Annotated in this window: 11 protein-coding genes and 1 pseudogene; 11 read left to right on the top strand and 1 reads right to left on the bottom strand. The window is 69.6% G+C overall.

Annotated elements, in window-relative coordinates:
* The first annotated feature begins 34 nt into the window (after window positions 1–34).
* Window positions 35–1,393, top strand: a complete 1,359-nt coding sequence (locus tag ABZ865_RS32060; RefSeq protein ID WP_361238124.1) for a lanthionine synthetase LanC family protein — start codon at window positions 35–37, stop codon at window positions 1,391–1,393.
* 2 nt (window positions 1,394–1,395) lie between these two features.
* On the opposite strand, the gene ABZ865_RS32055 is transcribed toward ABZ865_RS32060, so the two are convergent.
* The gene (locus ABZ865_RS32055; RefSeq protein WP_361238121.1) at window positions 1,396–2,529 is read right to left on the bottom strand and encodes an SMI1/KNR4 family protein; all 1,134 of its coding nucleotides are present in this window, start codon (window positions 2,527–2,529) and stop codon (window positions 1,396–1,398) included.
* Between the two features lie 271 nt (window positions 2,530–2,800).
* On the opposite strand from ABZ865_RS32055, the gene ABZ865_RS32050 reads away from it, so the two are divergent.
* From ABZ865_RS32050 to ABZ865_RS32005, 10 genes and pseudogenes are all read left to right on the top strand, one after another.
* Window positions 2,801–3,172: a hypothetical protein gene (locus ABZ865_RS32050; RefSeq protein ID WP_361238118.1), complete on the top strand. Its 372-nt coding sequence runs from the start codon at window positions 2,801–2,803 to the stop codon at window positions 3,170–3,172.
* Window positions 3,173–3,224: 52 nt separating this feature from the next.
* Window positions 3,225–4,337, top strand: a complete 1,113-nt coding sequence (locus tag ABZ865_RS32045; protein ID WP_361238116.1) for an ABC transporter substrate-binding protein — start codon at window positions 3,225–3,227, stop codon at window positions 4,335–4,337.
* Between the two features lie 126 nt (window positions 4,338–4,463).
* A pseudogene (locus tag ABZ865_RS32040) lies at window positions 4,464–5,245 on the top strand (DUF899 family protein).
* Between the two features lie 199 nt (window positions 5,246–5,444).
* Window positions 5,445–6,347 carry a LysR family transcriptional regulator gene (locus ABZ865_RS32035; protein WP_361238812.1) on the top strand — a complete coding sequence of 301 codons (903 nt, stop codon included), beginning with the start codon at window positions 5,445–5,447 and terminating at the stop codon, window positions 6,345–6,347.
* Window positions 6,348–6,526: 179 nt separating this feature from the next.
* Entirely contained in the window at window positions 6,527–7,333 is an 807-nt protein-coding gene (locus tag ABZ865_RS32030) for a crotonase/enoyl-CoA hydratase family protein (protein WP_361238113.1), read from the top strand.
* A gap of 1 nt (window position 7,334) precedes the next feature.
* Window positions 7,335–8,081: an acetoacetate decarboxylase gene (locus ABZ865_RS32025; protein ID WP_361238110.1), complete on the top strand. Its 747-nt coding sequence runs from the start codon at window positions 7,335–7,337 to the stop codon at window positions 8,079–8,081.
* Entirely contained in the window at window positions 8,078–9,028 is a 951-nt protein-coding gene (locus ABZ865_RS32020; protein ID WP_361238107.1) for a 3-hydroxyacyl-CoA dehydrogenase NAD-binding domain-containing protein, read from the top strand. Before ABZ865_RS32025 ends, ABZ865_RS32020 begins: the two co-directional genes overlap by 4 nt.
* Window position 9,029: 1 nt before the next feature.
* Window positions 9,030–10,241, top strand: a complete 1,212-nt coding sequence (locus ABZ865_RS32015) for an acyl-CoA dehydrogenase family protein (protein ID WP_361238104.1) — start codon at window positions 9,030–9,032, stop codon at window positions 10,239–10,241.
* Between the two features lie 5 nt (window positions 10,242–10,246).
* Window positions 10,247–11,500 (top strand): CoA transferase, encoded by a 1,254-nt coding sequence (locus tag ABZ865_RS32010; protein WP_361238101.1) that lies wholly within the window; start codon window positions 10,247–10,249, stop codon window positions 11,498–11,500.
* A gap of 168 nt (window positions 11,501–11,668) precedes the next feature.
* Window positions 11,669–12,106 carry a hypothetical protein gene (locus tag ABZ865_RS32005; RefSeq protein ID WP_361238098.1) on the top strand — a complete coding sequence of 146 codons (438 nt, stop codon included), beginning with the start codon at window positions 11,669–11,671 and terminating at the stop codon, window positions 12,104–12,106.
* The last annotated feature ends 134 nt before the right edge of the window (window positions 12,107–12,240 follow it).

Here is a 12,240-nt window from a genome sequence, read left to right as displayed (position 1 = left end):
GTTCGGCGGGGTGTGCGACTAGCGTTGAGGGGTGATGGCGGAATACGTGTATCGAGATCTGGGTGAGTCGGCCTGGTCGTGGGTGCTGGACCAGGTGCGGTGGGATGAGGGTCCGTGGCTGCCCGAGTCGGTGTCGGAGGACGGCGACGTCCAGGACACGGCATCGGCACCAACACCGGCACCAACCCTGGTACCAGCCAAGGACCGTGACTCGCTGTACGCGGGGATCGCGGGCCTGGCCCCGGTGTTGGCGGAGATCGCGCAGTACCGGGAGCTGACCGAGCGGGAGCGGACCCTGTCGGCGGGGATCGTGGCCCGACTGTCGGCGCAGGCGAGCGCCAGGACCGAGCCGTCGCTGTACGACGGACTGGCCGGCGACGTGACGGCACTCAGACTCCTTGCCCCGGGCGAGGAATCGGTCGCGCTACGACGCCTGGCCGACCTGGCGACTCCCGAAGGCTGGAAGACCACGGTCGAGTTCGAGCCGGGTTCGGACGCGCCCCTGAACGACATCATCATCGGCACCGCGGGCGTGGTGATGACGGCCGTCTGGGCGGGCGGTGAGCACGCGCAGACGATCGCCACGACGGGGTGCGAGGCGCTGCTGCGCGCGGCGGACCGCACGGAGGCAGGTCTGGACTGGGGTATCGGGTCGAGCACAGAGTGGAGGAATCCGAACTACTCACACGGCACTGCAGGCGTCGGCGCGGCCCTGGCCGTGGCAGGTGCCGCGCTCCATCGGGAGGACTTCGTCGCCGCCGCGGTGCAAGGAGCCCAACACCTTCTGCCGGTGGGCTCGTTGGACGACGGCGGCTTCATCGTCCCGCACTCCATCCCTCCGTCGAAGCGCGAGGTGGAGCCGGTGACGTACACGTGGTGCCACGGCCCGGCGGGCACCTCACATCTGTTCGCGGCACTGTCGCACGCGGGAGTGGCGGAGGTTTCCGGCATCCCGGTCGGCGAGCTGCGGCAGCGCTGTCTGACCTCGATTCTCACGTCGGGAGTCCCCAGGCGCCTGCGCCCCGGCTTCTGGGACAACGACGGCCGCTGCTGCGGAACGGCGGGCGTCGGCGACGTGCTTCTGGACGCGGCGCAGGACGGCGGGGTGACCGAGCGGTCGGAAACCCTGGTGCGGGCGGCACACACGATGGGCGACGCACTCGTGGAACGGGCGGTCAAGGACGGGGCGGGTGCCCGCTGGCGCTTCCTCGAACACCGCAAGGACCCACTGCTGTTGCCGCCGGGAACGTCGTGGATGCAGGGCGCGGCCGGTATCGCGGCGTACCTCCTGCGTCTGAGCCGCTTCATCGAGACCGGCGCGAACGCGGTGGTGGTGGACCGCCCGGACCAGTGGTGGGCGGTGCCGGCGGACCTGCGAAGCACGGCTGAGTGAGATCACGGTGCGTAGCTCTGGAACCAGTGCGTGTCGAAGTACCGGGCCGTCGAGAAGGGGTGCTCGCGCTCGGTCAGCATACGGAAGACGAATTCGGCGGCCGAGCCGTCGTACCGGTGCCAGGAGTCGGGGATGTCCTCCCGTACGAGGACGGGCCAGGCCTCCGGATCGTTGCCCTCGGTGAGCCAGAAGAACTGGTCCTCCTGCTCGGACGTACCCCACTGGAGGAGCCCGCCGGGAGCCGGGTGGATGTCGTACGGCCGCCACAGGCGCGTGCCCTGTTGCGAGGCGAACCGGGCCAGATACTCGGCATGGTCGACGACGTCCATGCCGGGAACGCCGGCGTCGGGCACGTACAGGCTGAGGAAACCGTCGAAGGCCCCGTCACCGAAGATCTCGGCGAGTTGCTTGTAGTCGTCGGGCAGAGTGGTGCCGAGCCGCTGCTCGACGGATGCCCAGTCGATCGCCCGTGCCCGTCCTCCTCCGGCCCACCCGGTCACGGCGACCACCCGTTCCACCCACGAGGCGTCGGCCGGCAACCCTTCCACCACCGGCTCGGCCCGTTCGGCGACCAGCGCCACGCGCCGAACGCCGTCATGGCCGGCATCACCGTCCACGGTCCCGGCCCCGATCCACCAACTTCCGTAGACCCAGGCCCGCATGTCCACCACGTGCGGGCCGAAGGGGCTGAGCAGGGGCAGCCCCGTCCTCGCGTCCACCGTCGGATCGACGTACCCGCCCATGGCGAGGCTGCGCGAGTGCCCGTACCGACCGCTGATCGCCTCGACCAGATCGGCCAGCGTGACCTCCCTGGAAACGGGAAGACACTGGTGCCCCGCCCCATGCCCCGCCACGCCGCACTTCACCGACTTCGGGCTGCCGGCAACCAACCGTGTCACGGCATCGAGCAGTTCGTCCCGTCCCATGCGCTTCCGCTCCTCCCTGCGCAGGCGTTCCTGCCTGCCGTCCGCCCTGATCCCACGGATCTCCCGCTTGACGCGGAAGCCGATGTAACCCCATGCGGGGAGCGCGGCGACAAGGCTCATCAGCCGATCCTCGGCGGACGACCCTTCCCCGAAGGTGAACGACCCCATGACGGCCGCCCAGAACATCGCGTAACCGAGCAGACGATTCATGGCTCCTCCTCCCATCCCCTTCGGGCATCGGCCGGTTCTACAGCGCACCGACTCTCCAGCGCGAGCCGGCGGAACTTCCGGACGTATCACCCCTGCGCGGCGCCGTCCGCAAGCCCCTGTGACGGCATGGCGGTGCGTGGGGCCTTTTGCCTGGTGACGACCAGTTGTCGGTGTGGGCCGGTAGCGTCAGGAGGCGGGCCTTGGCCTGCTCGTCTCCGGCATCCTCACCCACCAGCTGCCGATCAGCGAGACGGTCAGGGCCCAGCTCTCCGTGCTCGCCGAGGACTGGGGCGAGAGGGAGGCGCTCACATCCCGGATCCTCCAGTGCCGCGGTGACGACACCGTGGCCGCCGTTGAGTTGATCGAGCATGAGGGCGGCAGCGACGGGGGTTCGCCACTCGGGGCCGGGCATGGCTTGGCCGACCTCGTCCTCGTTCCGTGGATCGCCTGCACGAGATGCGGACAGGCCCTCCTGCGAGCCCACGACCGAGAACCCTGGGGAGATCTCTCCTACCTCGCCCGGCACTACATCATCACGTCGCCCGATCGCGGCACCGTCCTACGGATATTTCCTGCCGACGCCGCGAGCAGGGCCTTCGCCGCCCTCCTGGAGGAGTGCGCTGATCGTGAACCAGTAGCGTGACAGGCAGCCGCTGTCCACGGCATTCGCATCCTCACGGGGGAGACGCCCACGCATGAGTACGCCATCATCCGCCCTTGGAGCAGAGCGGACTGACGAGCCGTCCGTCCGGATCGGCGTCATCGTTCCGCTGACCCGGCCCGGCTGGGTCGAGGCGGGCCGACACCTGCTCGCCGATCTCGAGCTGGCCGTGCGCGACGTCAATGACGCCGGCGGGATCGTCGGAAGACCACTCGAACTGGTCGTACGGGACACCGCGGCTGATCCACAGAGGGCCGCGGCGGCCGTGGACGAACTGGCTCGCCTGGGCGTGGCCGCGCTGGCGGGGGAGTATCACAGCGTCGTCGCTCGCGCCGCTGCCGCCCGGGCCGACGCCCTCGGCCTGCCGTTCCTCTGCTCGTCGGCGGTGCTCGATGCGCTCACCGAACAGCCGACCGAATGGGTCGCGCGCCTCTCCCCGCCGCAGTCCCGCGGCTGGCAGCTCTACTCGGACTACCTCCTCGGCGCGGGGCACAGCCGCATCGCCGTGGCAGCCCAGCCGAGTGTCTACTGGGCGTCCGGGACCCGCATCCTGCGGGACCACCTCGCTCCACGCGGCGGCGCCGTCATCGAACTCGACATGAGCGCGCTGGCCCCGACAGCCGTGTGCGACGAACTCGCCCATCACCGCGCGACAGCCCTCCTGCTGCTGACCGGCCACCCGGAGCCGGCCGTGCCGATCGTCCAGTCCGTCCGCCGCGACCCGCGCCTCGCCGAGATCATGATCGGCGCTCCGGCCGGGCAACCGGAGTTCGCCGAATGGGCGGCGCTGCTGGGATCCGACGGCGCCGCCGTCCCGTTCCTGCGCTACCTGCCCGAGCGCCTCACCCCACTCGGCGCACGAGTCGAGACCGCCCTCCGCGAGCGGCTCGCCGAAGCACCCTCCTTCGTCGCCTTCGAGGGCTACGACACGGTCGCCGTCCTCGCCGACGTGCTGCGTTCCCACAGCACGGACCGGGCACGCACCGCCGAATCCTGGCCGCGCGTCGCGGTCGACGGCACTCGCGGGCAGATCCGGTTCTCCCGCACGCCAGGCATCAGCGTCTGGCAATGGGCTTGGCCGCCGATCCAGGTCGTCGACCGGGATCCGGCGGCTCCCGATCGCTTTCGCGTCCTGCACACCGGCTGAGAGAGCACGGTGGCGTCTCTGCCGCGATGAGTTCCGGCGCGGGCGCGAGTCTGATCCGGTGACCGTCGCAGGGCGCCGTACGACGCCGTACGACGCCGCCCGGCACGAGACACCACGGAGGACACCATGACGACCACACCGGACGACCCGACCGCCACGCCGCCCGGCCGCCCGCCCGTCGTCGACCTGGCCACCTGGCAGGCCGCCCGTGACGAGCTTCTGGTCCGCGAGAAGGCCCACACCCGCGAGGGCGACGCCATCGCCGCGGCCCGCCGCCGGCTGCCGATGGTGGAGTTCGACGGCACGGTCGAGGTCGTCGGACCCGAGGGCCCGGTCCCGTTCCTGGACCTGTTCCAGGGCCGCGACGAGCTCGTGGTCTACAAGCACATGTGGTACGACGGCGCGCCGCACCAGGGGCAGTGCGAGGGCTGCACCACACGGCCTGGCACCTGAAGGACGCCGTCTACCTCAACGCCCGCGGCGTCTCGTTCGCCATCCTGACCACGGGCCGGTGGGACGAGGTGGCCGCCTACGTCGAGTTCATGGGCTACACCCAGCCCTGGTACTCGGTGCGCGACGTGGATGCGCCGGTCGGCGGCAACATGGGCCACCTCACCTGCTTCCTGCGCGACGGCGACCGTGCGTTCCTCACCTACTCCACGACAGGCCGTGGCAACGAGCGGGTCAACGGGTCTCTCGGCCTGCTCGACATGACGCCCTACGGCCGCGGCGAGGCCTGGGAGGACAACCCCAAGGGCTGGCCTGAGGGGGACAATCCGTGCTGGTCCTGGCGCTCGGACGCGGACGGCAACGCCACCTGGGGCCCGACCAGCCGACCCGTACCGCAGTGGACCCGCCCCGGCGCGACCCCCGTGAACACCCTCGGCCGACACGGCCACCACCACTGACGCGCCTCCGTCACCGGCGTCGGCGTCGTCACCGGCGCCGGCCCACGCCCGTCTGCCGGACCGGTGTCCTGAAACGGTTCTCGGCTTTCTCGGTCTTCTGGGGGTTCTCGGTTTCCTCGGTCTCCTCGCCGGCTTTCCACCGCCTGAGGCGCGACGCCCGGAAGGACCGGTGGATCGGGGTTAACGTGACGGAGTGGAAATGTTGCATTTGCGGTATTTCGTTGCAGTTGCCGAGGAGCTGAACTTTTCGGCGGCGGCCCGCCGACTGCACATGGCGACGTCGCCGCTGAGCCAGCGGATCAGGGATCTTGAGCGGGAGCTCGATCACCGGCTGTTCGAGCGTGACACGCACAGCGTCACGCTCACGCCGGCCGGCGAGGCGCTGCTGCCGATCGCGCGGAGCGTGCTGGAGCAGATCAACTCCATTCCGTGGCGGCTGCGCGAGGCGACACGGCCGGGGCGCAGCACCCTGTTCGTGGGCATTCCGTCCGGGCTCCACCCCCGGCTGAGGGAGCTCGTCAACTCCCTCGCCGAGCGCGTCGACGCGTGGTACGAGCTCCTGCGCTGGCCCGGCAACTCCAAGGCCCTGGTCGCCGGGGTGTGCGAGGGCAGACTCGCGCTCGCGCTGGCCCGACTGCCGATCAACGATCCCGCACTGGATGTGCTGCCCGTCATGTCCGAACGACTGGGAGCGGTGGTGCCGGCCGACCGGTTCACCGGCCGGGAATCCGTGGCGCTGGCCGAGCTGGCCGACCTCTCCTTCGTCATCGCACCGCAGGAAATCAGGTCCGCTTATTTCGATCAGCTGGACCGGGAAATATCCGAGCGGGGGATCAGGAAGCGCATAAAGCTGACCGATTCCGGTTACGGCGGAATCGCGGAAGTGGTTTCCAGTGGAATGGCTTTCTACTTCGCCATGCTCGACCCGGAAAGTCCTATGCACGGCTACGCGATGGAGAATACGACGGTTCTGCCGTTCACGGATTTCGAGCCCCGACTGGAGACTGTCCTGATCTGGCGCCGGGACCGAGCCTCGGGCGGTGACCTGGACGAACTCGTCGCAGCAGCTCGGGAGATCTTCTCCATTCCCCTTCACGTCTGAGTGGCGCGGGCTGCACCTGGAGGCGGCCCTCTTTATTCCCCGAACGACGAACCGAATGCGGGCTGATATCGGTGTGACCGCTGCGGTCACACCGATATTAGCGAGACGATGATTCCGTTCCCTGTGCATCGCTATTAGCGTTCTTTGTCATGCCAACCAAGGCGTGAAAGGACGTGAGTATGGCGGACGTAGAAACCATCGGGGCACTCGACAGCACACGGGTCACCGACGAAGTGCGTGTTCAAAGGGTCGACTCGACCCTGCTGATCACGATCGACCGCCCGCAGGCACGCAACGCCGTGAACGCTGCGGTCGCCGTCGGCCTGACCGCCGCGCTGGACGAACTCGAGGCCGACCCCGACCTGCGGGCCGGTGTCCTGACCGGAGCGAAGGGCACCTTCAGCGCCGGTATGGACTTGAAGGCCGCCCTGAAAGGCGAGTCGCCCGCGATCCCGGGCCGCGGGTTCGGCGGCCTGACCGAGGCCGCCCTGACCAAGCCGCTGATCGCCGCCGTGGAAGGCTTCGCCCTGGGCGGCGGATTCGAACTCGCCCTCAGCTGTGACCTGATCGTCGCCGCCGAGGACGCCACGTTCGGCCTGCCCGAGGTCAAGCGCGGTCTGATCGCCGCGGGTGGCGGCGTGATCCGCCTGCCCAAGCGCATCCCGTACCACCTGGCGATGGAGTTCCTGCTGACCGGTGAGGCGGTGACCGGCCGCCGCGCCGGCGAGCTGGGCCTGGTCAACCAGGTCACCGCGCCCGGCGAGGCGCTGGCCGCCGCCTTCGGGCTCGCCGAGCGGCTCACCCATAACGCCCCGCTCGCGCTGGCCGCGGTCAAACACCTCGTTCAGGTGGCCGACGGCGTGCCCCAGGCCGACGCGTTCGCCCTGCAGCGCAAGGAACTGGCTGCCCTGAGTGCCTCGGCCGACGTTCGCGAGGGCATGACCGCCTTCGCCGAACGCCGGGCCCCGCGATGGACGGGGAAGTGACATGAGGATCGAAGACGTACGACGCCACGCGACCACCCCGCTGACCCGCCCGGCGTTCGCGCCTGTGGTCCCGTGGTTCACCGACCGGGAGTACCTCAACATCGTCTACCGCTCCGATCCCGACGCGCTGCGCGCGGTCGTCCCCGAGCCCCTGCAGATCGAGGAGCCGCTGGTCCGGTTCGAGATCATGAAGATGAACGACGTCACCGGGTACGGCCCCTACACCGAGGGCGGCCAGGCGATCCAGGTCGGCTTCGACGGGGAGCAGGGCGAGTACCTGCACGCGATGTACCTCGACAACTTCCCGGCGACAGCGGCCGGACGCGAGGCCAGCGCCTACCCGAAGGTCATCGGCGCGCCGAAGCTGTATGTCGACCAGGACGTGCTGGTCGGCACCCTCGACTACGGCACGCTGCGGGTGGCCACGGCGACCATGGGCTACAAGCACGAGGCACTCGACACGTGCGAGGCCCAGGACCAGATCACCGTGCCGACCTTCATGGTCAAGGCCATCCCGGGCTACGACGGCGCCCCGCGCGTGCTGGAGCTGGTCCGCACCGAGATCACCGACATCGTGGTCAAGGCCGCCTACTCCGGGCCGGCTCGGCTGCAGCTGTTCCAGCACGTCCTCGCCCCGCTGGCCGACCTGCCCGTCCTGGAGATCGTCTCCGCCAGCCACATCCTCACCGACCTGACCCTCGCCCCGGTCAAGCCGGTCTTCGACTACCTGAAGGGAGACGTGCGGTGACCCATCCGTTCCGTACCGCCGCCGTGATCGGCGCGGGCACCATCGGACTGTCCTGGACGGCACTGTTCGCGGCACACGGCCTGACCGTCCATGTCAGCGATCCCCGCCCCGACCTGAAGCAGGCGCTCGCCGAGGCACTCGCCGCTTTCGCCCCGCACCTGGCCGCCCAGGGGCTGGACACCGACGGCCTCGCCGACCGCGTGCACCTCGCGGCCGACGTCACCGAAGCCGTCCGGGACGCGGACGTCGTCCAGGAGAACGGGCCCGAACGGGTCGAGTTCAAGAAGGGGTTGTTCGCCCAGCTGGTCCGGGAGACCCCCGGACACGCACTGCTGCTGAGCTCGTCGTCGGCGATCCCGGCGACGGCTTTCACCACGGGACTCGAGGACGCCGACCGTGTCCTCATCGGACACCCCTTCAACCCTCCGCACCTGCTGCCACTCGTCGAGGTCGTACCCGGCGAACGCACCAGCGAGGAAGCCGTGCAGGCGGCCGTCGACTTCTACACCCTCGTCGGCCGCACCCCGGTCGTCGAACGCCGGGAGATCCCCGGGTTCGTGGGCAACCGGCTGCAGAACGCGCTCAGCCGTCAGGCCGTGTACCTCGTCCAGCAGGGTGTGGTGACGCCCGAGGACCTGGACACCGTGGTGACCCACTCGCTCGGCATCCGCTGGGCGACGGTCGGTCCGTTCCTCGGCGCGCATCTGGGCGGCGGTCCCGGCGGCTACCGCCACATCACCGAGCACATCGGCTCTTCCATGCGGCAGATGACCCTCGGCGAACCCTCGCAGGACCCGGAGGACCGGGAGCGCGTCGTGCGGGCGGTCGAGGAGGCGTACGCCGCCACGCCGTACACCGAGCTCGCCGAAGCCCGCGACCGCAGGCAACTGGCCGTCCTGTCCGCATTGGAAGAGATCCGCCGTACCCGGCACGACAAGGAGACCTGAGATGACCACCACGCCCCCGCTCATGCCGCTGGACGACCAGTTGGCCGCCGACTTCTATCTGTACGAGGCGCTGCTGTCGGACGAGGAGCGCAAGATACTGCTCAAGGCCCGCACCTTCATGCGTGATGAGGTCAAGCCGATGGTCAACGAGGCCTGGGGCAAGGCCGAGTTGCCCGCGGAGCTGGTCGAGAGGTTCCGCGGCAGCGGACTGGTCGCCCTCGGCTACGAGGGCTACGGCGAGCACCTGCCGGCCGTCAGCCACCTGCTCAGCGGGATGCTCGCCATGGAGCTGAGCCGGGTGGACGCCTCGTGCGCCACCTTCTTCGGCGTCCACAACGGGCTCGGCTTCTACTCCATCTACTACGGCGGCGACCAGGAACAGCGCGACAGGTTCCTGCCCGCCATGGCCACGATGGAGAAGATCGGCGCGTTCGCCCTGACCGAACCCGACGGCGGCTCCGACGTCTCCGGCGGCATGCGCACCATCGCCAAACGCGAGGGCGACACCTGGATCCTCAACGGCGCCAAGAAGTGGATCGGCAACGCCACCTTCGCCGACTACGTGGTGGTCTTCGCCCGGGACGTGGACGACAACAAGGTCAAGGCCTTCGTCGTCGAGAAGGGCACCCCCGGCTTCGAGCCGGTGAAGATCGAGGGCAAGATCGCGCTGCGGATCGTGCAGAACGCCGAGATCACCCTGACCGACGTCCGGGTACCGGAGGCGAGCCGGCTGCAGAACATGAAGGGCTTCCGGGACGTCGCGGAGGTCCTGCGCCAGACGCGCAGCGGCGTCGCCTGGCAGGCCCTGGGTGTCATGATCGGCGCCTACGAACTCGCGCTCGAGTACGCCAAGCAGCGCATCGCGTTCGGCCGTCCGATCGCCAAGTTCCAGATGGTGCAGGACCTGCTGGTCAAGAGCCTGGGCAACATCACCGCGAGCTGGGGCATGCTGGTGCAGCTCGCCCGGCTGCAGGACCAGGGCGTCTTCCGGGACGAACAGTCCGCGCTCGCCAAGGAGTACGTCGCCGCCCGCATGCGGGAGGTCGTCGCCTGGAGCCGCGAGATCTTCGGCGGGAACGGCATCCTCGTCGAGTACGACGTCGCCCGGTTCTTCTCCGACGCCGAGGCCCTCTACTCCTACGAGGGCACCCACCAGATGCAGACCCTCATCGTCGGCAAGTCCATCACCGGCCAGAGCGCTTTCGTGGGGTGACAACCATGACCATCAAATCTCATTCCGAATCCGAATCCGAATCCGTGTTCACCGGTCTGAAGGTCCTCGACGCGTCGACCTTCATCGCGGGACCGGCCGCGGCCGCCATCCTCGCCGACTTCGGCGCGGACGTCATCAAGATCGAGCCGCCGGGAGCGGGCGATCCCCAGCGGCGGCTGAGCTTCGTGCCGCCCAGTCCCCGGGCCGAGGCCAACTACAGCTGGCACCTGGCCAACCGCAACAAGCGCGGCATGGTCGTCGACCTGAAGTCCCCGTCGACCACCGAGGTCCTCAAGCGCCTCGTCGAGTGGGCCGACGTGGTGATCACCAACTTCCCGCACGGCACACGCGAGAAGCTGCACCTCGACTACGACCAGGTGTCGAGCTGGAACCCGCGGGTCGTCTACGCCGACATCACGGGCTTCGGGGACGCCGGCCCCGACGCCGGGCAGCCGGGCTTCGACCTGACCGCCTACTGGTCGCGCAGCGGGCTCCTGGCCTCCACCCGGGACGCGGGAGCCCCGCCCACGGTTCCGGTCTGGGGGAGCGGCGACTACATGTCGGCGATCGTGATCTACGCCGCGATCGTGACCGCCCTCTACCGCCGCGAACGGACGGGACAAGGGGACAGTGTCGGGACGTCCCTGCTCGCGTCGGGCGTCTGGTCCACGGGAACGCTCGTGGCCGGCGCGCTCGCCGGCGGCACGCCGTTCGAACTGCACGACCGGACGGCGCCGGCGAACCCGCTGACCAACCCCTACCGGACCGCGGACGGCGAGTGGTTCATGCTCGTGACGTCACCGTCGCACTGGCCGGGACTGACCCGGGCCATCGGGCACCCGGCGCTGCTCCAGGATCCCCGGTTCACGGACATCGAGGGCTTCGTCAGGAACTCCGCCGCGCTCGCCGAACTGCTCGACGCCGCGTTCCGCTCGCGGCCCTTCGCCCACTGGCAGGACGTCCTGACCAGGGAACGCGTCACCTTCAGCCTCATTCAGACGCCGGAGGTCGCCGCTCAGGACCCGCAGTTGCGCGCGAACGACATCGTCGTACCCCTGGAAGGAGTCAGCGGACTGGAGTACACCGTCAACAGTCCGGTCAACCTGCGAGGGGTGCCGAAGGTACCGGCGAAGCGAGCGCCGGACCTGGGCGAACACAACGACGAGATCCTCGCCGAGCTGGGATTCGCCCCCGCCGAAGTGGCCAAGCTGCGCGCCCAGGGAGCGATCCCCGGCACGACACGAGCGGAGGCGGCGTGACAGCGTTCCGTACTCCCTCGCTGAACGGCCACCCTGCCACGGGACGCCCGCGATGCCTGACATACCGTGGCCTCAGATGTGACGCTCAGGGCACGTAGGGGTCAACTCTCGGGGGTGGGGGGACGCGTGGCGGTTCGTCAGGTTGTGCGTCGAGGGGTTCGGCTGGGGGTGCGTATCGGACTGATCCCGGCGATCATCTTCGGCTCGGTATGGCTCACAGGCGCCGGGGTGTGGCTCTTCAGCGGGATGTCCGAAGGCGTCCGGGGTGGCCTGGAGGTTCTCGTGCGCGGCCTGGTCGCGGTGGGCGGAACCATGGGGGTCGGTGTCCTGCTCGGTGCCGTGACCGGTGGCGCACTCGCGCTGTCACCCGAGTGGCTCGCGGCTCGGGCGCCCTTGCGGGGACTGCTCGCCGGAGCCGTCGCGAGCGTGGTGTTCCTGGGCGAAACCGTCGTCGTGGGGATCGCCTCCGACGGCGGCTACGGCCCGATGCTGCTCGCGCTGCTCGCCACCCCGGTGGCCGGTGTCGCGGCAGCGGCGCACAGCGGGGACGTGCTGGGGCGCACGCACTATCACCCCTGGTTGTGGGGCGAGGGGCGTTCCGGCTGAGGCGCTGCCGCCAACCGGGACGCGGCTGTGGGCCGGGGTGCCTCAGTAGGCGGAGTTGACGTTGTCGATGGAGCCGTAGCGGTGGGCGGCGTAGTTGGCGGCGGCGGTGATGTTGGCGACGGGGTCGGTGACGC

This window comes from Streptomyces sp. NPDC047085 (assembly GCF_040643735.1).
Classification (GTDB): Bacteria; Actinomycetota; Actinomycetes; order Streptomycetales; family Streptomycetaceae; genus Streptomyces.
The sequence above is the reverse complement of the archived record's forward strand: the minus strand, read 5'-3'. Positions and strand labels throughout refer to the sequence as shown.